The following is a 24,547-nucleotide window of genomic DNA, read 5'->3' on the forward strand; positions in this document are numbered from 1 at the left end:
CGTCGGGCGCATGGGCGTGACAGACTCACGCCCATGCTGATCAGAGAAGCCGGGGCCGCCGACTGGCCCCGGATCTGGCCTGTCTGGCACCGCGTCGTCGCCGCCGGTGACACCTACACCTGGGACCCCGGCACCCCCGAGGAAGCCGCCCGCGCCCTCTGGATGAGCCCCGCCAAACGGGTGTACGTGGCCGAGGACGCCGACGGCACCCTGCTCGGCTCGGCCTACCTCACCCCGAACTACGGCGGAGCCGCCGCGCACGTGGCCAACGCCGGCTTCATGGTCGACCCCGACCGGGCCGGACGGGGCACCGGCCGGGCGCTCGCCGAGCACCTTCTCGCCGAGGCGAAGGCCCAGGGCTACCGCGCGATGGTCTTCAACGCCGTCGTCGAGACCAACCCCGCCGTCCGCCTCTGGACCTCCCTGGGCTTCACCGTCCTCGGCACGGTCCCGAACGCCTTCGACCACCCCCGCGACGGACTGGTGGGCCTGCACATCATGCACAAGGCGCTTTAACTCAGCGGCGCCGTCCGCGCCCACGGGCGCAGGCGTTCGAGGTCCTCGGCCACCGCCAGGAGGTCCGCCTCCGTGCCGGGGCGGCCCACGAGCTGGACCGCGGCCGGGGCGCCGGTCGGCAGGGCGCCGAAGGGGACCGACATCGCGGGCCAGCCGGTCAGGTTCCAGACCGGGGTGAAGGGTGAACTGGCCGTGTTCACGGCCACGTTGGCGGCCCAGCCGCGCTGGTGCCAGGGCGCGGCCGCGGGGGAGCGGCGGGCCAGGGCCGGGGTGAGCATCACGTCGTACTCGGTGAGGAACGGCAGCAGGCGGGCGCGGAGTCGGTCGCGGGCGTCGCCGGTGCGCACCGAGCGGACGAAGCGCCGGCCGACGGCCGCGTGCGTGCGGGTGCGCGGGGCGAGCCGGGCCGGGTCCAGCTCGGCCGAGTCCACCGCCGTACCCGCCGTCCAGTGGCGCAGCGCGGTCAGGCCCAGGTCGAGCGGGTAGGGCGGCTCGGCCCGCCGTACGGTGTGCCCGGCGCCGTTCAGCAGGCCCGCCGCTTCCCGCACCGCCGTGCGGAACGGCTCGCTCACCGTCACCCCGGCCAGCGGGCTGCGGACGGCGGCCGCGATGCGGCGGGGCGTGCGTTCCCCGGGTGCCGGGAACGCGGTCTCCGCGAGGACGGCGAGCATCAGGCGCAGGTCCTCGACGGTGGTGGCCAGCGGGCCGTTCTCCGACATGCCGAACCAGTCGCCGTGCCCGATGTCCGCCGGAACCACGCCGTGGCCCGGCTTCAGCGTCACCAGACCGCAGGCCGCCGCCGGGATGCGCAGCGAGCCCATGCCGTCGTTGCCGAGCGCCAGCGGGACCAGACCCGCCGCGACCGCCGCCGCGCTGCCCCCGGACGAACCGCCCGCCGTGCGGGTGAGGTCCCACGGGCTGCGGGCCGTGCCGTACACGCCCTCGGTGGTGCCGAACACGCACAGCTCGGGCACGTTGGTCAGACCGACCACCACAGCGCCCGCCGCGCGCAGCCGGGCCACCGTCACATGGTCCTCGGCGGCAGGGGTGTCGGAAGTCGCGGCCGAGCCGTTGCGGGTGGACTCGCCCCGTACCCCGAGGTTGTCCTTGACCGCCACCGGCACACCGGCCAGGGGGAGTTCGGCCAGGTCCGGGCGGGCGCCCACCTCGTCCGCCTCCGCCAGGGCCGCGTCCGCGCGCACCGTGCGGAACGCGCCGACCCGCCCGTCCAGCTCCGCGATCCGCGCGAGGTGCTCCGCCACCACCTCCCGTGGGGTGACCCGCTTCTCGCGGACGGCGGCGGCGATCTCGGCGGCGGTGCGGCCGACCCACGTACTCACGTGCACTCCTCGGGGACTTGAAGGCGCGCGGACGGCGCGCACGGCAGCACTGTGCCCGCTCCCGCGCCGCACGTCGAGAGGGGGGTCAGCGGGAGGTGCCGAGCCGGGTCGGGCGCAGGAAGTCCCGTACGTACGTCCGCTCCCAGCAGGCGCCCGTCTCGCGCAGCTCGCGCCAGGTGGTGAAGCGGTAGCGGAAGAGGCGGGCGCGGACGAAGCGGGGCGGGGCGCCGGGCGGGAAGGGGGAGCGGCGCAGCAGGCGCAGGGTGTCGCGGTCGTCCTCCAGCAGCTTCTCCACCAGCCTGCCGAACCACTCCCCGGCGTACGCGGGCGACAGCGCGGCGAACCACATCAGCCAGTCCAGCCGCAGATGGTAGGGCGCGAACTGGCGGGGCCAGCGCCGGGGATCGCCGGGCTTGCCGTGGAACTCGTACTCCCGCCAGTCGCCGTCCTCGCCCGGGTGCTCGTCGGCGGTGCCCTCGATCACCACCTCGTAGCGGACCCGGCTGACGCTGCCGAACGCGCCGTAGGTGTTGACCAGGCGCAGCGGGTCGAAGGAGCGGTTCATCACCTGGCGCCGGGACACCATGTTCAGCACCGGGCGCGAGCTGAGCGCCACCAGGACCACGCCGACCGCGAGCACCAGCACCTCGTACCAGAGCGGCGCGGCGGACACCGGGGGCGGGTCGGCGGGGAGCCGGAGCGCGGACAGGGCGAGGACGACCGTGATCCAGTTCAGCCAGGAGAAGTTGCCGGACAGGATCAGCCAGAGCTGGGTGAGGATCATCAGGGCGGCGGCCGCCGAGGCGACCGGCTGCGGGGTGAACAGCAGTACGGGGACGACGAGTTGGGTGAAGTGGTTGGCCGCGACCTCCACCCGGTGCAGGGGCTTCGGCAAGTGGTGGAAGAACCAGCTCAGCGGGCCCGGCATCGGCTGGGTCTCGTGGTGGTGGTACAGACAGGTGAGCTTGCGCCAGCAGGCGTCCCCGCGCAGCTTGATCAGCCCCGCGCCGAACTCCACCCGGAACAGCACCCAGCGCAGCAGGAACAGCACCACCACCGGCGGCGCCACCTCGTCGTTGCCGAGGAACGCCGCGAGGAACCCCACCTCCAGCAGCAGCGTCTCCCAGCCGAACGCGTACCAGGTCTGCCCCACGTTCACGATCGACAGGTACAGCGCCCACGGCACCAGCCACAGCGCGATCCCCGCCCATAGCGGCAGCAGCGAATCCGCCCCCGCCAGCAGCGCCGCCGACACCGCGCACCCCGCCCACGCGCACCCGGCGAAGAAGCGGTCCGAGTAGTACGCGTGGAACAGGCTCGGCGACTCCCTGAAGGACGCCCGCGCGAGGAAACGCGGTACCGGCAGCAGCCCGCGCTCGCCCAGCAGCGGCCGGAACTGGCGTACCGCCGCCAGGAACGCCACCAGATAGAGCGCGGCCAGCCCGCGCTGGAGCAGCAGTCGGCTCAGCCAGTAGTCGGGGGCGGTGAACCACTCCATCGCGCTCGCGCTCCTGCCTCCACGTCGGCCGCCCGGCCGGGGCCGCCCGGTCTTCTCGTGTACCGCGCCGCCCGGCCCGCATAACCCGTGCGGGCCGGGCGGCCACACCCTGCCACGCCCCACTCGAAGATTCGGACATTTGCTGGCAAGGTGGCCCCATGGCTGATCGGGGTGCGAGTGCCCTGTCACTCCCGGAGAACCGGCCCGCCGCCCCGGACACGATCCTGGCGCTCAACCACATGGGCAGCTTCGACTGGGACCTGGACGCGGGCCTGCTCCACATGGACGCCCGCGCCCACGAGATCTTCGACCTGCGCCCCGACGAATACGACGGCCGCGCCACCTCCCTCGCCGCCCGGGTCCCCCCGCCGGACGCGGCCCGGCTGGACGCGACGGTAGCCCGCGCCATCAAGGACGGCAGCGAGACCTACGGCGCCTACTTCCGGGTCCGCCGCCGTGACGGCACCTTCCGCTGGGCGCACAGCCAGGGCGCCATCCGCCGCGACGGCTCCGGCCGCCCGCACCGGGTCGTCGGCCTCCTGCGCGACGCCACCCGGGAACTCGCCGACAGCCCCGGCCGCGCCCCGCGTACCGCGCAGGAGGAGGCGCTCCGCCAGCAGGCCGGCATCGTGGAGGCCGTCTCCGCCGCGCTCGCCCACGCCCGCAGCGTCCAGGACGTCATCGACGCCCTCAAGGACACCCACGGCATCCGCCACCTCGGCGCCGCCAGCGTCGTCATCGGCCTGGTGGAGGCCGGCCGTATCCGGCTGGTCGCGGAGGGGCCCACCGAGAGCTTCGTGCCCGGCACCCGCGTCACCCGGATCGACGAGCCCTACCCGATGAGCGAGGTCGTGCGCACCCTCGTCCCCCGGTTCATCGAGTCGCCCGAGGAGTTCGCCGAGGAGTACCCGATCCTCTGGCCGCACATCACCGAGCTGCACATCACCTCCGCCGCCTACCTCCCGCTGATCGCCCAGGCCCGCCCGCTCGGCGCGATGGGCCTGCTCTACAGCGACCGGCGCGGCTTCTCCGCCGAGGAACGCGCCGTCCTGGTCGCCCTCGGCAGCAGCATCGCCCAGAGCCTCCAGCGCGCCATGCTCTACGAGCAGGAGAAGGACCTCGCCCAGGGCCTCCAGCAGGCGATGCTGCCCCGCACCATCCCCAGCGTCCGGGGCGCCGACGTGGCCGTCCGCTACCGCGCCGCCGCCCTCGGCCGGGACATCGGCGGCGACTGGTACGACCTGATCCCGCTGCCCGGCGGCCGGGTCGGCGCCGTCATCGGGGACGTCCAGGGCCACGACACCCACGCGGCCGCCGTCATGGGCCAGCTCCGGATCGTGCTGCGCGCCTACGCCGCCGAGGGGCACACCCCGGCCACCGTCATGGCCCGCGCCTCCGTCTTCCTCGACGAACTGGACACCGACCGCTTCGCCACCTGCCTCTACGCCCAGGCCGACCTGACCACCGGCGTCGTCCAGGTCGTCCGCGCCGGCCACCTCGACCCGCTGCTCCGGGACGCCGACGGCACCACCCGGCGCCTGGACCTGGAGGGCGGCCTCCCGCTCGGCCTGTCCGCCGAGTTCGGCCGTCTGGAGTACCCCGTCGCCACCCTGGAGCTGGACCCCGGCAACACCCTGCTGCTGTGCACCGACGGCCTGGTCGAACAGCCCGGCGCCGACCTGGACGACGGCATGCGGGAGCTCGCGGAACGCTTCGCCGAGGGCCCGGACGACGTACGCGAACTCGCCGGGCGCCTGATCGCCATGGCCGAGGAACGCGGTGGCGACGACGACGTGGCGCTGCTCCTGCTGCGCCGCCGGGAGCCCGAGGAACCCGGTGCGCGCGGCCGGCTCCGCCAGCACGTCGCCCCCGGCGACCCCGAGGCCCTCGCCCGTGCCCGGCACCTCATCGGCGCCGAGGTGCGGGCCTGGGGCGCCGGGGAGCGGGCCGACGAGATCGAACTCGTCGCCGACGAGCTGATCACCAACGCGCTGATGCACACCGAGGGCTCCGCGACCGTCACCCTGCGCCTGCTGACCGGCGGCGAGCGGCGGCTGCGGGTCGAGGTGGAGGACTCCTCCAGCGCGCTGCCCCGGCGCCGCGAACCGCAGGACGACGGCGTCTCCGGGCGCGGGCTGCTGCTGGTCGACATGCTGGCCGACGCCTGGGGCGTGGAGGCGCGTGGCGGCGGCAAGGCCGTGTGGTGCGAGTTCCGGATGAACCCGGACGGCTGACCGCCCACTGTCGGCGCGGCCCGGCGGTGGCACCCTGGACACATGCCGGAACTGCCCGAGGTAGAAGCGCTGAAGGACTTCCTCACCGAGCACCTGGCCGGACGCCGGGTGACCCGGGTGCAGCCGCTCGCCATCAGCGTGCTGAAGACCTACGATCCGCCGGTCACCGCCCTGGAGGGCACGGGGATCACGGCCGTGCGCCGGTACGGCAAGTTCCTCGACCTCGAGAGCGACGGCGGGCTGCACCTGGTGACCCACCTGGCCCGCGCGGGCTGGCTGCACTGGCGTGACGCGGTGCCGGACGCCCCGCCGCGCCCCGGCAAGGGCCCGCTGGCGCTGCGCGTGGCGCTGGAGGGAGGCGAGGGCTTCGACCTGACCGAGGCCGGCACGCAGAAGCGGCTCGCGGTGTACGTGGTGCGCGACCCGGCCGAGGTGCCGGGGATCGCCCGGCTGGGTCCCGACCCGCTCGCCGACGACTTCGACGAGGAGCGTTTCGCCGGGCTGCTGAAGAGCGAGCGGCGCCAGCTCAAGGGCACGCTGCGGGACCAGTCGCTGATCGCCGGGGTCGGCAACGCCTACAGCGACGAGATCCTGCACGCGGCGAAGATGTCCCCGTTCAAGCTGGCCGCCTCCCTCACCCCCGAGGAGACCACCCGTCTGTACACCGCGCTGCGCACCACCCTCACCGAGGCGGTCGAGCGCTCGCGGGGGATCGCGGCCGGGCGGCTGAAGGCGGAGAAGAAGAGCGGGCTGCGGGTGCACGGCCGTACCGGCGAGCCCTGCCCGGTGTGCGGGGACACCATCCGCGAGGTCTCCTTCAGCGACTCCTCGCTCCAGTACTGCCCCACCTGCCAGACCGGCGGCAAGCCGCTGGCCGACCGCAGGCTGTCCCGCCTGCTGAAGTGAGCCGCGCCGGTCAGTGCGCGGGCAGGGTCACCAGCCGTTCGCCCTTGTCGGTGCGCACCTCGTAGTGGTCGATGTCGTCCGGTCCGAGCGAGGAGCCGGCCGTGGTCGACGTGGTGCCCTCGTCGTGCGCGCCGACGCTCCAGCCGCCCGCCACCTGCTCCGAGCCGTCCCGGCCGACCACGATCAGCCGGCAGGAGTGCGGACCGGCGCTGTCCCGCACCTCCAGCCGCAGCCCGCTGCCCCAGCCCTCGCCCTCGGTGGTGACCCGCGCCCACACCCCGGTGCCCGGATCGGTCGCCGCGGTGACGCGGGACTCGGGCTGGCCGTGCCCGGCGAAGGCCATCACCGCGGGCCCGGCCACCGCCAGCACCACCGAGGCCGCGAGCCCGTAGAGGACTCTGCGCCGCCGGGCCCGGTGGCGTACGGTGATCTCGCCGAGCAGCCGGTCCAGCATGCGGGGGCCGGGCTGGGCCAGGGCGGGCACGAAGGCGGGCGTCGCCTCCCGGTACAGCATCAACTGCCGTGCCGTAGGGCCGAATTCGGTCGCGTCGGTCGCGCACCGGGGGCACTCGGCGAGGTGGTCCTCGAAGCGGAAGGTCTCCGCCTCGTCCAGCACGCCGAGCGCGTACGCGCCGACGGCGCGATGCCTTTCCAGGGACCTCATGCCGAATCCTCGTGCCTATGGGTGCGGGTGGGGTTACGCGGTGCACCCATTGGTACGCACCGGACGCCGGAATCACTCAAGCCGCACGCAGAAACCCGATGGGGATTCGGAGCGGCCGGGGCCCCGGATTGGTCCGAGTTCCGACTGGCCGGAAAAGCGCCGGGTTTGGTGCCCGGGGCGGGCCCGGAACAGGGCTCAGAACAGATGGATGGCCAGGTGTCCGAGCGGCAGGCCGAGCTGCCAGGCCGGGGTCCACACCTTCGGCCCGTCGTCCTCGCCCCAGGGCGCGCCGCCGCCCGGCACCGCGTCCAGGTCGGGCGCGAGCAGCTCGGTCTCCTCCAGCCAGCGCCAGGCGTCCCCCGCGAGCGCCAGGTCCGGGTCGGGAGTCTTTGAGGTGGCCGCCTGCGCGGTGCGTTCGGCCATCCGGCCGCCGATCCACTCCCGCCACGGCTGGTCGTACGCCGTCAGCGACAGCCAGTTCTCCAGCTGCGAGACGACCCGGGTCGCGGAGAGTTCGCCCTCGGTGTCGGACAGGAAGACGGTGAGTGCCAGCGCGTCCCGGCCCGCCCGGAACTCGAAGGACGTCGGTGGCATCAGATCGCCGGTGCGCAGCAGCTCGTCGGCGATGTACTCGGCGTAGAACCAGGCCATCGGGACGGTGAGTTCACCGCCGCCGGCGCCGCTCGTGTGCTCGTGACCTCTGTGGAGCATCCCTGCCTGCCTTCCTCCGGTGCGTGCGCGTCGCCCGAACCCGGCCCCCGCCCGGAACACGGATGAGGACAGCTCATGGCCCCGACGGGGGTCACGGCAAGGCGCTTTACCGAGGCTTGACCCGGCACCCGGTTTCACCGCAGGTCAGTCGCGTATCCCGGAAGAACCTGGCGCAGGGCACGCAGCGCGTAGTACGCGCGGGACTTCACGGTACCGGGTGGAATGCCCAGGATCTCGGCGGCCTCCGCCACGCTGGCCCCGCGGAAGTACACGAGTACCAGTACGTCACGGTGGTGCGGAGTGAGTGTCTTCACAGCCTCGCGCACATCGAGCGCGGCGGCGGCCCGCTCGGCGTGGTCGGCGGTCACGCGCGCGGTCTCCGGCACCTCGTCCACCACCTCGGGCGGCCGGGCCCGCCGCGCCCGCCGGGCGTCTATCGCCAGGCGCCGGGCGACGGTCAGCAGCCAGGGGCGGGCCGAGGCGAAGTTCTCGGCGCGCAGCGCCTCGGGGTGCTGCCAGGCCCGTACGAGGGTCTCCTGCACCAGATCCTCGGCGCGCTGGCGGTCCCCGTCGCTCAGCCGCAGCAGCAGCGCGAAGAGGGGCCGCCCGTGCTCCCGCGCCAGCGCGGCGAGTTCGTGCTCGGCGGTCGTCGTCCCTGGGGCAGTGGTCCCGGCCGTCATGGCCGTATGGCAGCGCAGCCCGCCCCCCGGCGACACCCCGCGCGCACGCCGGTGCGACGGGCGGTCGCCAGGGCTCGGTGAGCGGTCGGACGAACGGTCACCGGGCGGCCCGGCAGCACCGGATGGGCTAGGGGCTGTTTGCGCGGGTGGTCAGCTTCATACCCATATGCCCGTCAGAACTTGTCTGTCAATACGACAAGTCCCCTCCGGCAATCCTGGGGTGAGTTGATGATCGGACGCAGGCATCAGGTGGCCCTCGCGCTGACCGCCGTGCTCGCGGCGGTGGCCGCCTGCCAGCATCAGGACCGGGCCGGGTCCGGCGCCGGGCAGCCCGCGCCGGGCGCCGGGAAGGGCTTCACGCTCGTCGCCGCCGGCGGGGTCCAGCCGTACGCATCCGCCGCCGACCGGGCGGGCTTCGACGCCTCCGGCGGCGGGCACGACTTCCGCCCCATGCTCGCCGGGGCCCGCCCGGCGGTCTCCGGCGCCGACCTGGCGCTGTGTCACCTGGAGCCGGTCCAGGGCGCCGACGGCGACCCGGCCGTCACCGCGCTGCCCCCGCTGGCCCAGGGCCTCGCCGCCACCGGCTACGACAGCTGCTCCACCGCCTCCCCGCAGGCCGACGGCGCCGCGATCACCCGCACCCTGAACGCCCTCGACCAGGCGGGCGTCCGGCACGCCGGGACCTCCCGCACCGACACCGAGGCCCGCACCGTCACCCTGCTGCGCGCGGGTACCGCCAAGGTCGCGCATCTGTCGTACGCCTACGACACCACCGGGCAGTCCGGGGCGGTGGACCCGGCCGACGCGGGCCGGATCGCCGCCGCCGCGCGGGCCGCCCGGAAGGCGGGCGCCGACGTGGTGGTGCTCTCCGTCAACTGGGGCTCCGCAGGCCAGGACACGCCGGACGCCGGACAGATCACCCTCGCCAAGCAGCTCACAGCCGCCAAGTCCGGCGGGCGCCCCGACATCGACCTCGTCCTCGGCGACCACACCCAGGTGCCCCAGCCGTACGAGAAGGTCAACGGCACCTGGGTGGTCTTCGGGCTGGGCGACCAGATCGCGGACGGCGGCGCCGGTGCGGGGGAGTGGCGCGGCAACGAGTCCACCCTCGCCCGCTTCACCTTCGCCCCGCCGGTCAAGCCCGGCGCCCGCTGGGAGGTGCGCCGCGCCGAGTTCCTGCCCCAGGTGTACGACCTCGACGCCGGCCGTGCCATCGACGTGAACCGGGCCGTCACCGCGGGCGCCGACCTCGCCGCCACCCGCGACCGGGTACGGAACACCGTACTGAGCCGGGGCGCGGCCAAGGCCGGGCTCACCATGGGGCAGTGATCACTCGGCGGGCGTCCGCCGGGCCAGCGCCGAGTGCCGGTAGGAGTAGCCGAAGTAGACGACACAGCCGATCAGGAACCAGACGGCGAACCGCACCCAGGTCTCCCACTCCAGGAAGGTGACCAGCCAGAGCGAGAACAGCGCGCCGAGCGCCGGGATGAACGGCATCAGCGGGGTACGGAAGCCGCGTGGCAGGTCCGGCTGCCGGTAGCGCAGCACGATCACCGCCACGCACACCACCACGAACGCCAGCAGGATGCCGATGTTGGTCAGCTCGGCCGCCTCGCCGATCGGCACGAACCCGGCGATCGCGGCCGCCCCGACGCCCACGATCCAGGTCACCCGGGTGGGCACGTGCCGGGTCGGGTGCGTCTTGGCGAACCAGCGGGGCAGCAGCCCGTCGCGGGCCATCGAGAACCAGACCCGGGTGACGCCCAGCATGAAGGTGAACATCACCGTGAGGATGCCGATGATCGCGCCCACCGCGATGACATCGGCGAGACCGCCGAGGCCCACCGACTTGAAGGCCGAGGAGAACCCGCTCTCCGGGTCGATGTCCTTGTAGTTCTGCATGCCGGTCAGCACCAGGCAGGCCGCCACGTACAGCACCATCGAGATGATCAGCGAGTAGATGATCGCCTTCGGCATGTGCTTCTGGGCGTCCTTGGACTCCTCGGCCGCCGTCGACATCGCGTCGTAGCCGAACACGGCGAAGAACACGGTGGCCGCGCCGGTGAAGGCGCCGCTGATGCCGAAGGGGAAGAAGGGGTGGTAGTTCGCGGTGTTGATGTGGAAGAAGCCCACCGCGATCACCAGCAGCACCACCAGTACCTTCAGCGCCACCACGAACGTCTCGAACCGGGCCGCGCTCTTCATGCCCAGGTTCAGCAGCCACGCGATCAGCACGCACAGGATCGCCGCGAACAGGTCGACCCGGTGCCCCGCGCCGGTGCCGGGCGCGCCCAGCATCCACGCGGGCAGGTCGGCGCCCGCCTCCTCCACCAGGAAGCTGAAGTAGCCGGAGATGCCGATGGCGACCACCGCCACGATCGCGGTGTACTCCAGCAGCAGGTCCCACCCGATGAACCAGCCCACGAACTCGCCCAGCACCGCGTACCCGTAGGTGTACGCCGATCCCGCTTTCGGGATCATGCCCGCGAACTCGGCGTACGACAGCGCCGCGCAGGCGCTCGCGAAACCGGCGATCAGGAACGACACCACCACGGCCGGCCCGGCCTTGCCGTTGGCGACCGTGCCGGCGAGCGTGAAGATGCCCGCGCCGATGATGCCGCCCACCCCGATCGCGGTGAGCTGCCACAGGCCGAGCGAACGGGTCAGACCGCCCTCGCCCGTGTCGGACTCCTCGATGTGTTCAATGGGTTTGCGACGGAGAATCCCCTCACCCGAACGGATCTTGGCCACACGCCTCACCTCTTCCCCGGCGGCAAACGGCTGACGGCGGATCATGATGGCTCAGGGGCGGCCCGTTCGGAAGGCGCCACGCACGACCGCTCAGGTCACGGCCCAGTCCGGGACCCAGGTGCCAAGGGGGCGCGGCGCACCGGACCCGCCGGTCAGATGCGTGCGCAGCGCGGTCAGGGCCGGGTGCGCGTTGGCCCGGTCCCAGATCAGGGAGTGCGGATAGACCGGGGTCGGATCGGTGATCGGGATCAGCCGCAGGTCGCGCCCGGCGTGCCGGGGGTGCTCCCCCATGAAGGTGGCCAGCTCCGGTGACCCGGCGATCCGCTCCAGCATCGCCGCGCTGCCGAAGTTGGGGCCGGCCGAGTCGATGGTGAGCCCGAACTCCGCCGCCAGCGAGGCGTAGTAGGCGGCCCACTCGACGCCCTCCACGATGCTCGGCATCCAGATCCGGTGCCCGGCCAGCTCGGCGGGGGTCACCGACTCGGCGTCGGCCAAGGCGTGCTCCGGGCCGGTGAGCAGATACAGCGGCTCGTCCAGCACCCGGGCGCTCGCCAGGCTCTCCGGCAGCCGCCGGCCCGGCATGCCGACCGCGCGGAAGGTCGCGTCGACCCGGCCCGCCCGCACGGCGGCGACGGCGCTGTCCGCGTCGAACAGCGTGACCACGTCCAGCTCCACCCCCGGATGCGCCTCGTGGAAGCCGCGCAGCAGGACGGCCGGGGCGACCCGGGGGCCGATCACGTCCACCCGGAGCGCCCGGCGGCCCGGCCGGACCGAGGCGGCCGCCCGCTCCTCGGCCAGCAGCAGCGCCCGCGCGTGCGGCAGGAACGCCCGCCCGTCCAGCGTCGGTTCGGCGCCCCGCGCGGTCCGGGTGAACAGCCGCACCCCGAGGTCCCGTTCCAGCGCGGCGATCCGCTTGGAGACGGCCTGCTGGGTGACGGCGAGCACGGCGGCCGCCTCCTGGAACTGCCCCGCGTCCGCCACGGCGACGAAGGTGCGTACGGCCTTGAGGTCCATGGCGGACAGGGTAGCGCTACAACCGGTGGTTGTGTCGACGAGGGGTTTGGTTGTTTGCTCCCGCCGTATCCGGGCCGATTTCATAACTCCGGTCAACGGGAGGTTGTGCGTGAAGCTGGGGTCGCGGTTCGGATGGCTGTGGGCGGCGTACGCCGTGAGCGCGGCCGGGACCTGGCTGGCGTTCGACGCCTTCGCCCTGATCGCGCTTCTCGTGCTGCACGCGGGCCCCGCCCAGGTGGCGCTGCTGGCCTCCGCCGGACCGGCCGTGGGCGCGCTGCTCGCGGTGCCGCTCGGACCCTGGATGGAGTTCCGCCGCAAGCGTCCCGTCATGATCCTGGCGGATCTGGTCCGGTGCGCCGCCCTGCTCGCCGTCCCCGCCGCCCACTTCCTCGGCGTGCTCGGCTTCGGCCAGCTGCTGCTCGTCTCCATGGTCGTGGCCGCCGCCGACCTCACCTTCACCGCGGCCTCCGGCGCCCATCTGAAGAGCCTCGTACCGCGTGCCGGGCTGCTCACCGCCACCAGCAGGTTCGAGTCCACCACCTGGACCGCCACGGTGCTCGGACCCCCGCTGGGCGGCGCCGCCGTCGGCCTGTTCGGGCCCGTGGTGACGGTCGCCGCCAACGCCCTCAGCTTCCTGCTGTCCGCCCTCGGCATCCGCGCCATCAAGGGCCCCGAGACCGCCCCGGAACGGCCGCCCCGCGACCCTTCACGCCCGCGCGCCGCCGACCTCCTCGACGGCTGGCGGCACCTGCTCACCAGCCGCGAGCTGCGTCCGCTGTTCCTCAACACGGTCGCGGTGAACGGCCTGATCATGGCCCAGGCCCCGCTGCTCGCCGTCCTGATGCTCGGCCCGCTCGGCTTCCAACCCTGGCAGTACGGTCTTGCCTTCGCCGTGCCCTGCCTGGGCGGCCTCCTCGGCTCCCGGCTCGCCCGCCCGCTCGCCGCCCGGTACGGCAGGCGCCGGGTGCTGCTCGTCTCGGGCGTGCTGCGGGCCTGCTGGCCGCTGGGGCTGGCCTTCGTCCGGCCCGGCGTGCCCGGCCTGGTCCTCGTCATGGCGGTCGAGCTGGGCCTGATCACCTGCGCGAGCGTGTTCACCCCGGTGCTCGCCGCCGAGCGGCTGGAGCGCACCCCGGACGACCGGGTCGCCCGTACGCTCTCCGCCTGGTCGGTCTCCACCAGGACCGGTACGGCCGCGCTGACCGCACTGTGGGGCCTGATGGCCTCGCTCACCGGCCCGCGCACCGCCATCGCCGCGGCCGGGGTGCTGCTCCTGGCGACCGCGCCGATGCTGCGGTCCCTCGCTACGGGACGACGGTCACCGGCCAGCGTCCCGCCTTCACCAGCCGGACCGCCACCGAGCCGATGATCCGGTGGCCGGCCTGCTCCGAGGCGCCGACGACCACCGCGTCCGCCTTCAGCTCGTCGGCCGCCTGGACCAGGCCGTTGAAGGGGTCGCCGCGGAAGGTGTGGAACTCCCAGCGCACCTCGAATATCCCCTTCACCCGCTCCGCCGCCTCCCTGATCTGCGCGATCAGGTCCTCGGCGATCTCGTCCGTGGCCTGCGCCACCGGCACCCCGAGCGCCGCCCCGGCCGCCAGCACCGGCTGCACGTACACCACCGCCAGCAGCGCCCCCTGCCGCCGGGCCAGACCGCCCGCGTACGCGGCCGCCCGCAGCGAGGAGTCGGAGCCGTCCACGCCGACGACGATGACCTTGGGACCGTCCGTGCCCCGCTCGAACCGGTGCCGCTCGTGCTCTGCCTGCTGTTCCGTCACGGCGGTGAGGCTATCGGAAGCGGCCGTTCCGTCCAGAGGACGGGCAGGAGTGCCCCCGGAAACGCGCCGCCGACCGGGTGGAACGGACCCGCCGCACCGGTGTCGGTGCGGTGCGGCGCGGGGTCGGGGGGCGACTGATGGTTCATGGAGAAGGATCAGTTGTTCACACGGCGCCGGATGCTCCTCGGCTCGGCCGCCCTCCTCGGCGCCGCGGGCGCCGGGGGAGTCCTCATGTCGGGCGGCGGCGACGAGGCCGCCCGCACCACCGCCGGCCTCGCCGGGCCCCAGGCCCGCCAGGTCCTCAAGCCCTCCGCGTTCCGCCTCCAGCCCCTCATCGGCGCCGGCACCCCGCACAACGCCGTCCCCGGCAAGCTGAAGGTGCGTCACCAGCCCATCCTGCGCCTCACCGGCAAGGGCCGGAACATGATGCTCACCTTCGACGACGGCCCCCACCCCGACTACACCCCGCACATCCTGGACACCCTCGCCAAGTACGACGTCCGCGCGATGTTCTTCGTGTGCGGGGAGATGGCCGTCGACAACAAGGAACTCCTGGCCCGGATGGCCGAGGAGGGACATGTGGTCGGCAACCACACCTGGGACCACCCGCTGCTCACCCAGCTGACCCGGGGCGACATCCGCGACCAGATCGAGCGCACCAGCGATGTCATCGAGGACGCCTACGGGGACCGCCCCCAGTGGTTCCGCGCCCCCTACGGCGCCTGGAACCGGGCCACCTTCCAGCTCGGCGCCGAGATGGGCATGGAGCCGATGGCCTGGACCGTCGACACCACCGACTGGATGACCCCCGGCACGAGCACGGTGATCAAGCGGGTGGAACACGGCGCCGCCCCCGGCGTCGTCATCCTCTCCCACGACGCCGGGGGCGACCGGACGCAGAGCGTCCGCGCGATCCGCGAGTACCTGCCCTATCTGCTCGACCACGGCTACCACCTGACCGTGCCGCCCCGCCGCATGACCTAGACGCATGACCTCTGCCGTGCGCCGCCCGGTCGCGGGGGCTCAGGCTCCCGTGACCAGGCGGGCGAAGACGACCACGTTGCCGTCGTAGCCGTTCTGCTTGGAGAAGCCGCCGCCGCAGGTGATCACCCGCAGCTCCGGGGTGCCCTTGGAGCCGTAGACGCGGTCGCCGGGGAACTTGCTCTTCTCGAAGACCTCCACCCCGTACACCTCGAACACCGCGGTCCGGGCGTCCTGGCGGGCCACGTCGATCCGGTCGCCCTTCTTCAGCGCGCCGAGCCCGTAGAAGACGGCGGGTCCCTTGGTGTTGTCGACATGGCCGACGATCACCGAGGTGCCCTTCTCGCCGGGGGAGACCGCACCGGTGAACCAGCCGGCCAGGTTCGGGTCCTCCGGCGGGGGCGCGCCGACCCAGCCGTCCGCGTCCAGGCCCACCGGGGTGACCGGGGCGTCGACCTGGATCGCCGGGATACGGACCCGGTCGGCGGGGGAGAACGACAGGCCGGCCGGGACGGACACGGGCGCGGGTCCCTCCGCGGTCCGCGTGGACCGTACGTCGGGGGCCGGGGCGGCGGCCGCCGCGGGCTGCGGGGGGCCCACGTCGAACTCGCCGGACCCGTTCCGGATCAGCGCCACACCGGTCAGCAGCACGAGCGCCAGCACGCCCCAGGGTGCGCGTCTCCTGCGCCGCTCCTCCCGTTCGCTCCACTCCGCCAGCTCGGACGCAGACATTCGCCATCCCCTCTCGACGCGGCTGTCACCACGTCCGTCGCGCATGGGAAAACGCTAAGTCCCGCGCCGAGGGGCGGCGACGGGGCGGCGGGCGAACGGGTGGCGGCCTGCCCCGGGGGTGCGCCATCCGAGTTGCGGGGCGGAGATAATTTCTGACGGGGTGTGACCTGCGGCGATATCCGATTGTGTGGTTGTCGGACAGGAGGGGTGCTCACCAGGACGGACCATTCTCGACATGCGGGCGTGTTCCTTGCGCCTGAGGGTTCAGTCGGGAGGTGCTTTCTCGCCGATCGACCGGGGACCGGCCCCGGCGTGCCTCTCGCGGAGGAACACATGCGTAACCAGCGTGCCTTGGCGGCCACGTGCGCCGCGATCGCCGTGCTCGGTGTCGCCGCCCCCGTCGCCGTCGCGGACGGCATGGGCAACGGGAACGGCACCACCACCGTCACCGGGGTCAGCCCGAACACCGGCGTGATCAACGGCAACGGCAACTTCAACGGCAACTTCAACAACGGCAACGGGAACTTCAACGGCAACAACAACTGGAACGGCAACGGGAACGGGAACTTCGGCAACGGCAACAACAACGGGAACTTCGGGAACGGCAACGGGCACGGCAACGACAACTTCGGGAACGGCAACGGCAACGGCAACCGGGGCAACGACAACTTCGGCGGTGGCAACGGGAACGGCAACGGCGGTGGCAACGGCGGTCACGGCGGCGGTGGCGACGACGGCAACCTCCGCAACATCCTCGTCACCCCCAGCGTTCTCCCGGCCGGCGGCCGCCTGACCATCGCCGTCGAGGGCTGCCGTGGTGGCACCGTCACCTCGCGCGCCTTCCGCGCCGCCCGGCTGCAGGGGAACGGCAGCGCCTCCCGCGTCACCGTCACCGTCGACCGCAACGCCCGGCCCGGCCGCTACGACATCACCGTCGAGTGCGGCGGCCGCACCCTGACCCGCCGGAACGCCTTCACCGTGATCGGCGGTGTCAACGGCGGCCTCGGCGGCAGCTCCACCACCGGCGCGTCCCGCGCGGACATGGCCATCGGCGGCGGACTCGTCGCCTCGGCCGCGCTCGGCGGCGGCGCCGTCTGGCTGCGCCGCCGTACCGAGAAGCGCGCCTGAGCCCCGCCCGCGCCCTCGCCGGCGCGGGACACGCCGCCACGGGCCCTCGCCCCACCCCTCGCCGGGCCGGGACGAGGGCCCCCGGCATGTCCTACGTGTGCGGGAACAGCGTCAGGAACGGCTCCGCCGTGACCGCGATGCCCCTGCTGAAGGGGGCGTCGAAGTCCCAGATCAGGAACAGCATGAACGCGATGGTGGCCGAGAACAGCCCCGCGAGGACCAGTTCCCGCGCGGTGCGCCGGATCTGCAGGGCGAACACCATGCCCACCGTGATCACCGCCCCGGCGAGCAGCCCCCACCACACCACGGGCGGCATGGTCGGGCCGGTGGAGTCGGCGCGTGCGTTGCGCGCCTGGTCGGCCGCCGCCACCTGGTCCACCAGCGGCTGGTACGCCTGCGCCTCGAAGTCGCTGCGCGGCTGGTAGTCCGTCACGTCCTGCCGCACCTTGTCCAGCAGCCGCGAACCCCGCGCGGTGACCTCCCCCTTGTCCGTCATCGACTTCCACTCGGTGTCCACGACGTACGAGACGTACGCGTCGACGTCCGCGCGGATCTGGTCGCGCACGTCCGCCGGGTACACCCGGGCGCGCTCGGAGACCTCGTGGAGCGCCTGCGCCTCGGCCTGGACGGTGTCCCCGGCCGCGCTGCGTGCCTCCCAGACACCCGCGATGGCCAGGCCCAGCACGATGGCGTACACCACCCCGATCCACATCGTCATGTACTCGATGACGTCGGGCGTCTCACTGGGGTCCTCGTCCTCCGGGGCCCGCCGGTGCCGGACGAGTGTGATGAGCACGACCACGGCACAGGCGCCCAGCATGCCCAGGACGAGAACGAGCCAATCCGACAACGGATACCTCCAGAGGTGGGTGCGGCCGCGTCACCGCGGGCGCAGCGCCGCGACGGCGACGATCGCGGGGATGGTGACGAGCAGGACGTAGCGGACCGGTGAGGTGTGGGAGCGGGCGATGTGCCGGGTGGCACGGACGTGGTACGCCGGGTAGCTCACCGGGGTCACGGTCGGCCGTGGGGTGGGTGGCGGCTTCGGCGCCGGCCGGGGCGGCGCGGGTACGGGCGCCGGGGCGGGCGGTGGTGGCGGCGCCGGGCGCGGTGCCGGTGGGGGCGGCGTCGGCCGGACGGGGGGCTCGGGGGCGGGCGGTGTCGGACGCGGCTGCGGCTTGGGCGGCTGAGGTCTCGGCTGCGGCTTCGGCGGCGGGGGAGGAGCGGGAGTCGGTGTGGGCGTCGGAGTCGGGGTGGGGGTGGGCGGCGGCGGGGGTGTCGGGGTGGGCGTAGGAGTGGGAGTCGGGGTCGGAGTGGGCGTCGGCGGGCACGGTGGCGGGGGGTGCGGAAGGCAGGGCGGGGGCCAGGGGTGGTGGTTTCCGGCCACCGCCACGGCCACCGTGCCGTCCGGGCCCGTGGAGGCGTAGGCGCAGGCGTCGGCCGACGCCGTGCCGACCGGGCAGCCGACCACGCTCCACACCACCGCGAACAGCGCCAACGCCCTGACGGCGACCGCGCATCGGGTTGCTTGGGGACCTTGCACGAGCGAGATCATGGAGGCCGCGCGACGCCCCCGCGACCATTCGTACGGGGATTGGTCCGAAGGAGGGACATCGCGCCCCACCTGGTTTGACGCGCCACGCGGCCCCGCCGGAGCGATGGGTACGCCCGTACGCACCGCCACCCCCTCGGCACGCCCCGTGGGACACCGCCGAAAGTTTTTCGCCGTTCCGTTGAACACTCCGCCCCCCGGGCCGCGTACCCATGGCCGTGCGGTGATTCAGTAGCGCCGCAACAAACTGGCGAAAATGGGGAGTTGAGGATGAAGACCTCCTGGCGGACCGCCGCACTGGTGGCCACGGCCGCTTCGGTGCTGGCCCTGACGACGGCGTGCGGTCAGGACAGCGCCACGCCCCCGGCCGCGGCGGCCCAGAACGTGGGAGCGTCGGCCAGCGCCGCCGGTATCGGCACCGGAATCGCGGGCAACGGCTACGGCGCCGACGGTGCCCAGAGCAGCGCCTCCCCGACCCCCGCCGCCCCCGCGGGCAAGCTGACGGTGGCCACCAACCCGCAGCTCGGCAACGTGCTCACCGACGGTTCCGGTCTCACCCTGTACCGCTTCGACAAGGACACGGCCGAGCCGCCGAAGTCCAGCTGTGACGGCGACTGCGCCACCACCTGGCCCCCGGTCCCCGCCGACGACGCCAACGCCGGCGCCGGCATCGACAAGGCCAAGCTCGGCGAGGTCACCCGCGCCGACGGCACCAAGCAGCTCACCATCGGCGGCTGGCCCGCGTACCGCTACGCCAAGGACCTCAACTCCGGCGACGTCAACGGCCAGGGTGTGGGCGGCAAGTGGTTCGCGCTCGCCCCCAATGGCAAGAAGGCGTCGCTGGCTTCGCTGCCCGGCCTCTCGGTCCGCAAGGACCCCAAGCTCGGTGACATCGTCGTCGACAAGAACGGCCGCACGGTCTACCGCTTCCTCAAGGACAAGGCGTGGCCCAAGTCCGTCTCCAACTGCACCGGGGCGTGCCTGGAGAAGTGGCCGGCGGTCGGCCCGGTGAGCGCCGACGACACCCAGGGCGTCAAGAAGAAGGGCCTGATGCCCTTCACCCGCCCCGACGGTGTGAAGCAGATGTCGGTCAACTGCTGGCCCATCTACACCTTCACCGGTGACAAGGCCCCCGGTGACACCAACGGCCAGGGTGTGGGCGGCACTTGGTACGCCGTCTCGCCCGAGGGCAAGCCGATCGGCGCGCCCGCCCAGTAGCGGTCACCGCCCGGCGCAGGGCCCGTACCGTCCGTGTCACGCGGCGGCGACGGGCCCTTCGTCATGCGCGCCGACCGTCACCCAGCGGGGTCGGACGGGTACTTCCCGCAGGCGGTGACCGGGAACGGATGGTCAATTTCCGTTTCGGGTCGCCCCTTTGGCGGGCGATCAGTAGCCTCAGCTCGAACACCCGGCTCGCCCGTCCCCGCCGCCTACGCCTTGGAGTGATACATGGAGCGCCCCGCCTGGGCCCCCCGGAGCATCGACATCTCGGTGCCGAGCGTCTCGCGCATGTACGACTACTACCTGGGCGGTTCGCACAACTTCGAGGTCGACCGGGAAGCGGCCCGCAAGGCGATGGAGTTCCTCCCCGGCCTGCCCAAGATCATGCAGGCCAACCGGGCGTTCCTGCGCCGGGCCGTGCGCTTCGCCGCCGAGCAGGGCATCGACCAGTACCTCGACGTCGGCTCCGGCATCCCCACCTTCGGCAACGTCCACGAGATAGCCCAGGCCGCCCGGCCCGGCGCCCGGGTGGTCTACGTCGACCACGACCCCGTCGCCGTCGCGCACAGCCAGGCGGTGCTCGCGGGCAACGAGGACGCCGGTGTCGTCGCCGCCGACCTGCGCAAGCCGCGGGAGATCCTCACCAGCCCCGAGGTCGCCCGGCTGATCGACCTCGACCGGCCGGTGGCCCTGCTGCTGGTGGCCGTCCTGCACTTCCTGGAGGACACCGACGATCCGCACCGCGCGGTGGCCGAGCTGCGCGCCGCGCTCGCGCCGGGCAGCCTGCTGATCCTCACCCACGCCTCCTTCGAGGGCATCCCGCTGCCCGAGGAGCGCGCCGAGGGCGCGGTGGACGTGTACCGGGACATCCGCAACCCGCTGGTGATGCGCCCGCGCGACGAGATCGCCCGCTTCTTCGACGGCTTCGAGCTGGTCGAGCCCGGACTGGTCCATCTCCCGGACTGGCGGCCGGAGTCGGCGCGGGAGGACGAGGACGACTTCGCGTTCTCCGGGTTCGCCGGCGTGGGGCGTACGGCGTGAGCGCGGAGCCGGACGGCCCGGAGGGCAGAGTGCGGCGGCTGACGACGATATGGAGCCGGGCCGTCTACCCCGTCACCTCCACGTCGCTCACCCGCGCCGAGTTCGAGGAGCGGCTGCTCCCCCTCGCCCACCGCCTCAGCCACGCGCTCAGGGCCAGAAGCTTCGACGCCGGTGAGGCACGCGCCGTCGGCGCCGCGCTGGTCGAGGCGCACGGCACCGACCCCGAGGTGCTCGCCCGCACCCTGGACTGCGTCGACGCCTACCTCGTCCTGTACTGCGGTGACGACAGCCCGCAGGACCAACTCCGCATGCGTTCCTCGCGGTTGCAGCACGCCATGGCCGCCGGGTACGCCCAGGCGCTGCGCGAGCGCACCCTCGCCGAGCAGGAGTCCATCGCGCAGGCCGCGCTCCGCGCCCAGGGCGTGGTCGCCGAGGCCCTGCACGCCAGCGAGGCCCGCTTCCGCGCGGTGTTCGAGGGCGCCGCGATCGGTATCAGCATCGCCGACCTCGACGGCAACATCCTCCAGGTCAACGGCGCCCTGCAGCGCATGTTCGGTGTCTCCGAGACCGCGATGCGCGGCCGGAAGGTCCGGGACTGGACCCACCCCGAGGACGCGCCGCAGACCTGGCGGCTCTACGAGGAACTCGTGCGGGGCGAACGCGACCACTACCACGTGGAGAAGGCGTTCAACCGGACCGACGGCACAGCCCTGTGGACCAACCTCACGGTCTCCCTGCTCCGCGACGCCGACGGCACCCCGCAGTACCAGCTGGCGCTGATGGAGGACACCACCGAGCGGCGCCTGCTCCACCTCCGGCTGCGCTACGAGGCCACCCACGACGCCCTCACCGGCCTGCCCAACCGCACCCTGTTCTTCGAGCGGCTGGAGAAGGCGCTCGCGGCGGGCGAGGGCCAGCGCTTCGGCCTCTGCTACCTCGACCTCGACGGCTTCAAGGCCATCAACGACAGCCTCGGCCACGCGGCCGGCGACCGGCTGCTGGTGGAGGTCGCCGACCGGCTCCAGTCCTGCACCACCGCGTCCGGCGAGATGGTGGCCCGGCTGGGCGGCGACGAGTTCGTGGCCCTCACCACCGGCCGCGACACCGAGCGCGGGGTGGAGGAGCTGGCCGAACGCATCACCAACGCCCTGCTCACCCCGGTCGGCATCGACGGCCGCGACCTCCTGGTGCGCGGCAGCCTCGGCATCGTGGAGGGCCCGGCGGGGGAGCGTACGGCGGCGGAGGTGCTGCGCAGCGCCGACATCACGATGTACCGGGCCAAGTCGGCGGGCGGCAACCGGGCGGAGCTGGCCGACCCGGAGGCGGACGCCCGCGCGATCACCCGGCACGGGCTCACCACCGCGCTGCCCAGTGCGCTGGAACGCGGCGAGTTCTTCATCGAGTACCAGCCCCTGGTCCACCTCGGCGACGGCACGGTGAGCGGCGCGGAGGCCCTGGTCCGCTGGCTGCATCCGCAGCACGGGGTGCTCGGCCCGGACCGCTTCATCCCGCTGGCCGAGCACACCGGGCTGATCGTGCCGCTGGGCCGGTGGGTCCTTGAGGAATCGATCCGGCAGGCCCGTGCCTGGCGGGAGAAGACGGCCGGCCCGCTGCGGATCAACGTCAACCTCTCTCCGTGCCAGCTCACCCACCCCGGCCTGGTGCAGGACACCGTCGACATCCTGGAGCGCGCCGGGGTCACCCCGGACGCGCTGTGCCTGGAGGTCACCGAGTCCGCGCTGATCGGCGCCGACGACGGCCTGCTGAAGCCGCTGCGCCGGCTGGCCGAGATGGGCGTCGACATAGCCCTGGACGACTTCGGCACCGGCTACTCCAACCTCGCCAACCTCCGCCGCCTCCCGGTCAGCGTCCTCAAACTCGACCGCTCCTTCACCCAGGGCATGCAGCAGTACCCCGCCGACCCGGTCGACCTCAAGATCGTGGAGGGCATAGTCTCCCTCGCCCACAGCCTCGACCTCGCGGTCACGGTGGAAGGCGTGGAAACCAGCGCCCAGGCCGACCAACTCCGCCTCCTCGGCTGCGACACAGCCCAAGGCTGGTACTACGCCCGCCCGGGGCCCCCGGAACACCTCCACACCTTGGCATTGGCGGACGCGACGGGCTAGCGCTACCGCTCCAGCAGCATCCTCTGCAGCTCCCTGGCCCCCCGAGGCGGAGCCACGTCGCTTCGGTGGGCCAGGGCGATGGTGCGGGAGAGGCCGGGGCGGGCCAGCGGGGTCACCCGGAGGCCCCGGCCTGCGCGGCTGGCCACCATGCGAGGGACGACGGCCACACCGAGCCCCGCCCGGACGAACCCGAGGACCGCGTCCATCTCGCCCCCCTCCACGGCGAACTCCGGCTCGAAGCCGGCGGAGCGGCACGCGTTGACGGTGAGCTCGCGGAGGTCGTAGCCGTGGCGGAACATCACCAGGCGCTCGTTCTCGAGGTCGGAGATCTCCACGGTGGGGCGCCCTCCGCCGGGGGCCGGTGCCTCGGGGGAGGAGACCACGACCAGGTCCTCCCGCAGCAGCTCGACCGTGGTCAGGGCGGGTGCCGGGGCCGGGAGGGGGAGGACGATCAGGGCGAGGTCGAGCGCGCCGCGGGCGAGTTCGCGGACGAGGTCGCGGGAGCCGCTCTCCTGGACCAGGAGCTGGATGCCCGGATAGCGGTCGTGGAAGGCGCGCAGCACGTCCGGCAGCAGGCCCGTACAGAGGCTCGGGGTGGCGCCGAGCCGGACCCGGCCGCGCCGGAGCTGGACCAGTTCCTGCACCTCGTGGCGGGCGGTGTCCGCGTCCGCGAGGATGCGGCGGGCCAGCGGCAGCAGCGCCTCGCCCGCGTCGGTCAGCGCGATGTTGCCCCGCGCCCGGACGAACAGATCCGCGCCCAGCTCCCGCTCCAGCGCCCTGATCTGCTGGGAGAGCGAGGGCTGCGCGACATGCACCCGCTCGGCGGCACGGGTGAAGTGCCGGGTCTCGGCCACGGCCACGAAGTACTGGAGCTGCTGGAACTGCATCCCTCAAGGATAGCCAGAGACTATGGAAACCAGCCGATCCATGTCTTGGACCGATCGGGCCGCCGGTCGTAACGTCCTGTCCATGGCTCTGGCAACGCGGACGGACCGACGGCCGTCGATGGCGCGCACGGTCTGGGACAGCTCCGTCGGCAAGAAGACCGTGATGGCCGTCAGCGGCATCGTGATGCTGCTGTACCTGGTCGCGCACATGATCGGGAACCTGAAGATCTACTTCGGGGCCGGCGAATTCAACAGCTACGCCCACTGGCTGCGCACGGTCGGCGAGCCGTTCATGCACTACGAGTGGACGCTCTGGATCATCCGGGTCGTCCTGGTCGTCGCGGTGGTCGCGCACGCCACCGCCGCCTACCAGCTCAGCCGGCGCGACATCAAGGCCCGGCCCAGCAAGTACGTGCACAAGAAGGCGCGCACCAGCTACGCCACCCGGACCATGCGCTGGGGCGGGATCATCCTCGGCCTCTTCATCGTCTGGCACCTGCTGGACCTGACCACCGGCACCGTGCACTCCGGCGGCTTCCAGGAGGGCCACCCGTACCAGAACGTGGTGGACACCTTCTCCACGTGGTACGGCGACGTCATCTACATCGTGGCGATGCTCGCCCTCGGCCTGCACATCCGGCACGGCTTCTGGAGCGCCGCCCAGACCCTCGGCGCCGGCGGCCGGAGTCGGGAACGGTTCCTGAAGGGTGCCGCAAACGTCCTCGCGCTGCTGCTCACGGCCGGTTTCATCGCCGTACCCGTGGGCGTCATGACCGGAGTGGTGAGCTGA

23 protein-coding genes are annotated in these 24,547 nt (G+C 73.1%); 11 read left to right on the plus strand and 12 right to left on the minus strand.

Going from position 1 to position 24,547, the window contains the following annotated elements; translation table 11 throughout:
* Nucleotides 1–33 precede the first annotated feature (33 nt).
* Nucleotides 34–516, plus strand: coding sequence for a GNAT family N-acetyltransferase (locus D0Z67_RS26145; RefSeq protein WP_031181304.1), 483 nt, complete (start codon nt 34–36; stop codon nt 514–516).
* Here D0Z67_RS26145 and D0Z67_RS26150 read toward each other — a convergent pair.
* A complete protein-coding gene (locus tag D0Z67_RS26150) occupies nt 513–1,856 on the minus strand; it encodes an amidase (RefSeq protein WP_031181303.1) in 1,344 nt (447 codons plus the stop codon). The two genes, D0Z67_RS26145 and D0Z67_RS26150, sit on opposite strands and share 4 nt — an antisense overlap.
* Nucleotides 1,857–1,941: 85 nt before the next feature.
* The gene (locus D0Z67_RS26155; protein ID WP_031181302.1) at nt 1,942–3,354 is read right to left on the minus strand and encodes a lipase maturation factor family protein; all 1,413 of its coding nucleotides are present in this window, start codon (nt 3,352–3,354) and stop codon (nt 1,942–1,944) included.
* Nucleotides 3,355–3,512: 158 nt separating this feature from the next.
* On the opposite strand from D0Z67_RS26155, the gene D0Z67_RS26160 reads away from it, so the two are divergent.
* Nucleotides 3,513–5,588: a SpoIIE family protein phosphatase gene (locus D0Z67_RS26160; protein WP_031181301.1), complete on the plus strand. Its 2,076-nt coding sequence runs from the start codon at nt 3,513–3,515 to the stop codon at nt 5,586–5,588.
* A gap of 42 nt (nt 5,589–5,630) precedes the next feature.
* Nucleotides 5,631–6,494 (plus strand): Fpg/Nei family DNA glycosylase, encoded by an 864-nt coding sequence (locus D0Z67_RS26165; RefSeq protein ID WP_031181300.1) that lies wholly within the window; start codon nt 5,631–5,633, stop codon nt 6,492–6,494.
* Between the two features lie 10 nt (nt 6,495–6,504).
* On the opposite strand, the gene D0Z67_RS26170 is transcribed toward D0Z67_RS26165, so the two are convergent.
* From D0Z67_RS26170 to D0Z67_RS26180, 3 genes are all read right to left on the minus strand, one after another.
* Nucleotides 6,505–7,158 (minus strand): zf-HC2 domain-containing protein, encoded by a 654-nt coding sequence (locus tag D0Z67_RS26170; protein ID WP_031181299.1) that lies wholly within the window; start codon nt 7,156–7,158, stop codon nt 6,505–6,507.
* Between the two features lie 195 nt (nt 7,159–7,353).
* Nucleotides 7,354–7,869, minus strand: a complete 516-nt coding sequence (locus D0Z67_RS26175; RefSeq protein ID WP_031181298.1) for a hypothetical protein — start codon at nt 7,867–7,869, stop codon at nt 7,354–7,356.
* 134 nt (nt 7,870–8,003) lie between these two features.
* Complete coding sequence (locus D0Z67_RS26180) at nt 8,004–8,549, minus strand: sigma-70 family RNA polymerase sigma factor (protein ID WP_031181297.1); 546 nt, start codon at nt 8,547–8,549, stop codon at nt 8,004–8,006.
* Nucleotides 8,550–8,777: 228 nt separating this feature from the next.
* Here D0Z67_RS26180 and D0Z67_RS26185 point away from each other — a divergent pair, with 228 nt between their 5' ends.
* Nucleotides 8,778–9,878 (plus strand): CapA family protein, encoded by a 1,101-nt coding sequence (locus D0Z67_RS26185; protein WP_031181296.1) that lies wholly within the window; start codon nt 8,778–8,780, stop codon nt 9,876–9,878.
* On the opposite strand, the gene D0Z67_RS26190 is transcribed toward D0Z67_RS26185, so the two are convergent.
* Together D0Z67_RS26190 and D0Z67_RS26195 are read right to left on the minus strand one after the other, a co-directional pair.
* Nucleotides 9,879–11,300, minus strand: a complete 1,422-nt coding sequence (locus D0Z67_RS26190) for an amino acid permease (protein ID WP_031181295.1) — start codon at nt 11,298–11,300, stop codon at nt 9,879–9,881. It lies immediately after the preceding gene.
* A gap of 90 nt (nt 11,301–11,390) precedes the next feature.
* Entirely contained in the window at nt 11,391–12,314 is a 924-nt protein-coding gene (locus D0Z67_RS26195) for a LysR family transcriptional regulator (RefSeq protein WP_031181294.1), read from the minus strand.
* A 109-nt stretch (nt 12,315–12,423) separates the two neighbouring features.
* Between D0Z67_RS26195 and D0Z67_RS26200 the strand changes: the two genes are divergently transcribed.
* Complete coding sequence (locus D0Z67_RS26200) at nt 12,424–13,680, plus strand: MFS transporter (RefSeq protein WP_234312754.1); 1,257 nt, start codon at nt 12,424–12,426, stop codon at nt 13,678–13,680.
* On the opposite strand, the gene D0Z67_RS26205 is transcribed toward D0Z67_RS26200, so the two are convergent.
* Nucleotides 13,616–14,089 (minus strand): universal stress protein, encoded by a 474-nt coding sequence (locus D0Z67_RS26205; RefSeq protein WP_031181292.1) that lies wholly within the window; start codon nt 14,087–14,089, stop codon nt 13,616–13,618. The genes D0Z67_RS26200 and D0Z67_RS26205 overlap by 65 nt on opposite strands.
* Nucleotides 14,090–14,233: 144 nt before the next feature.
* Between D0Z67_RS26205 and D0Z67_RS26210 the strand changes: the two genes are divergently transcribed.
* The gene (locus D0Z67_RS26210) at nt 14,234–15,073 is read left to right on the plus strand and encodes a polysaccharide deacetylase family protein (RefSeq protein ID WP_031181291.1); all 840 of its coding nucleotides are present in this window, start codon (nt 14,234–14,236) and stop codon (nt 15,071–15,073) included.
* A gap of 39 nt (nt 15,074–15,112) precedes the next feature.
* On the opposite strand, the gene D0Z67_RS26215 is transcribed toward D0Z67_RS26210, so the two are convergent.
* A complete protein-coding gene (locus D0Z67_RS26215; RefSeq protein WP_031181290.1) occupies nt 15,113–15,802 on the minus strand; it encodes a class F sortase in 690 nt (229 codons plus the stop codon).
* A 333-nt stretch (nt 15,803–16,135) separates the two neighbouring features.
* Between D0Z67_RS26215 and D0Z67_RS26220 the strand changes: the two genes are divergently transcribed.
* The gene (locus D0Z67_RS26220; RefSeq protein WP_031181289.1) at nt 16,136–16,930 is read left to right on the plus strand and encodes a hypothetical protein; all 795 of its coding nucleotides are present in this window, start codon (nt 16,136–16,138) and stop codon (nt 16,928–16,930) included.
* Nucleotides 16,931–17,021: 91 nt separating this feature from the next.
* Here D0Z67_RS26220 and D0Z67_RS26225 read toward each other — a convergent pair whose 3' ends face one another.
* Both D0Z67_RS26225 and D0Z67_RS30450 read right to left on the minus strand, forming a co-directional pair.
* Nucleotides 17,022–17,780 (minus strand): bestrophin-like domain, encoded by a 759-nt coding sequence (locus tag D0Z67_RS26225; RefSeq protein WP_078873315.1) that lies wholly within the window; start codon nt 17,778–17,780, stop codon nt 17,022–17,024.
* Nucleotides 17,781–17,810: 30 nt separating this feature from the next.
* A complete protein-coding gene (locus tag D0Z67_RS30450) occupies nt 17,811–17,939 on the minus strand; it encodes a hypothetical protein (RefSeq protein ID WP_267974114.1) in 129 nt (42 codons plus the stop codon).
* Between the two features lie 813 nt (nt 17,940–18,752).
* Here D0Z67_RS30450 and D0Z67_RS26240 point away from each other — a divergent pair.
* The 3 genes from D0Z67_RS26240 (at nt 18,753) to D0Z67_RS26250 (ending at nt 22,870) form a co-directional block, all read left to right on the plus strand.
* Nucleotides 18,753–19,700: an SCO0930 family lipoprotein gene (locus tag D0Z67_RS26240; protein ID WP_031182129.1), complete on the plus strand. Its 948-nt coding sequence runs from the start codon at nt 18,753–18,755 to the stop codon at nt 19,698–19,700.
* Between the two features lie 231 nt (nt 19,701–19,931).
* Nucleotides 19,932–20,744 (plus strand): SAM-dependent methyltransferase, encoded by an 813-nt coding sequence (locus D0Z67_RS26245; RefSeq protein WP_031182130.1) that lies wholly within the window; start codon nt 19,932–19,934, stop codon nt 20,742–20,744.
* The gene (locus tag D0Z67_RS26250; RefSeq protein ID WP_031182131.1) at nt 20,741–22,870 is read left to right on the plus strand and encodes a putative bifunctional diguanylate cyclase/phosphodiesterase; all 2,130 of its coding nucleotides are present in this window, start codon (nt 20,741–20,743) and stop codon (nt 22,868–22,870) included. The genes D0Z67_RS26245 and D0Z67_RS26250 overlap by 4 nt, the downstream gene beginning before the upstream one ends.
* Nucleotides 22,871–22,872: 2 nt before the next feature.
* Here D0Z67_RS26250 and D0Z67_RS26255 read toward each other — a convergent pair whose 3' ends face one another.
* Nucleotides 22,873–23,757 carry a LysR family transcriptional regulator gene (locus D0Z67_RS26255; RefSeq protein ID WP_031182132.1) on the minus strand — a complete coding sequence of 295 codons (885 nt, stop codon included), beginning with the start codon at nt 23,755–23,757 and terminating at the stop codon, nt 22,873–22,875.
* A gap of 118 nt (nt 23,758–23,875) precedes the next feature.
* Between D0Z67_RS26255 and D0Z67_RS26260 the strand changes: the two genes are divergently transcribed.
* Nucleotides 23,876–24,547: a succinate dehydrogenase gene (locus D0Z67_RS26260; protein ID WP_031182133.1), complete on the plus strand. Its 672-nt coding sequence runs from the start codon at nt 23,876–23,878 to the stop codon at nt 24,545–24,547.

Source organism: Streptomyces seoulensis (assembly GCF_004328625.1).
Taxonomy (GTDB): Bacteria; Actinomycetota; Actinomycetes; order Streptomycetales; family Streptomycetaceae; genus Streptomyces; species Streptomyces seoulensis.

Excerpts from the sequence above, each read along its gene's own strand:
- D0Z67_RS26245 (WP_031182130.1), top strand. The coding sequence starts at position 19,932 with ATGGAGCGCCCCGCCTGGGCCCCCCGGAGCATCGACATCTCGGTGCCG.
- D0Z67_RS26160 (WP_031181301.1), top strand. The coding sequence starts at position 3,513 with ATGGCTGATCGGGGTGCGAGTGCCCTGTCACTCCCGGAGAACCGGCCC.
- D0Z67_RS26215 (WP_031181290.1), bottom strand. The coding sequence starts at position 15,802 with ATGTCTGCGTCCGAGCTGGCGGAGTGGAGCGAACGGGAGGAGCGGCGC.
- D0Z67_RS26180 (WP_031181297.1), bottom strand. The coding sequence starts at position 8,549 with ATGACGGCCGGGACCACTGCCCCAGGGACGACGACCGCCGAGCACGAA.
- D0Z67_RS26260 (WP_031182133.1), top strand. The coding sequence starts at position 23,876 with ATGGCGCGCACGGTCTGGGACAGCTCCGTCGGCAAGAAGACCGTGATG.
- D0Z67_RS26240 (WP_031182129.1), top strand. The coding sequence starts at position 18,753 with ATGAAGACCTCCTGGCGGACCGCCGCACTGGTGGCCACGGCCGCTTCG.
- D0Z67_RS26210 (WP_031181291.1), top strand. The coding sequence starts at position 14,234 with ATGGAGAAGGATCAGTTGTTCACACGGCGCCGGATGCTCCTCGGCTCG.
- D0Z67_RS26165 (WP_031181300.1), top strand. The coding sequence starts at position 5,631 with ATGCCGGAACTGCCCGAGGTAGAAGCGCTGAAGGACTTCCTCACCGAG.
- D0Z67_RS26170 (WP_031181299.1), bottom strand. The coding sequence starts at position 7,158 with ATGAGGTCCCTGGAAAGGCATCGCGCCGTCGGCGCGTACGCGCTCGGC.
- D0Z67_RS26185 (WP_031181296.1), top strand. The coding sequence starts at position 8,778 with ATGATCGGACGCAGGCATCAGGTGGCCCTCGCGCTGACCGCCGTGCTC.
- D0Z67_RS26145 (WP_031181304.1), top strand. The coding sequence starts at position 34 with ATGCTGATCAGAGAAGCCGGGGCCGCCGACTGGCCCCGGATCTGGCCT.
- D0Z67_RS26220 (WP_031181289.1), top strand. The coding sequence starts at position 16,136 with ATGCGTAACCAGCGTGCCTTGGCGGCCACGTGCGCCGCGATCGCCGTG.
- D0Z67_RS26195 (WP_031181294.1), bottom strand. The coding sequence starts at position 12,314 with ATGGACCTCAAGGCCGTACGCACCTTCGTCGCCGTGGCGGACGCGGGG.
- D0Z67_RS26155 (WP_031181302.1), bottom strand. The coding sequence starts at position 3,354 with ATGGAGTGGTTCACCGCCCCCGACTACTGGCTGAGCCGACTGCTGCTC.
- D0Z67_RS26175 (WP_031181298.1), bottom strand. The coding sequence starts at position 7,869 with ATGCTCCACAGAGGTCACGAGCACACGAGCGGCGCCGGCGGCGGTGAA.
- D0Z67_RS26255 (WP_031182132.1), bottom strand. The coding sequence starts at position 23,757 with ATGCAGTTCCAGCAGCTCCAGTACTTCGTGGCCGTGGCCGAGACCCGG.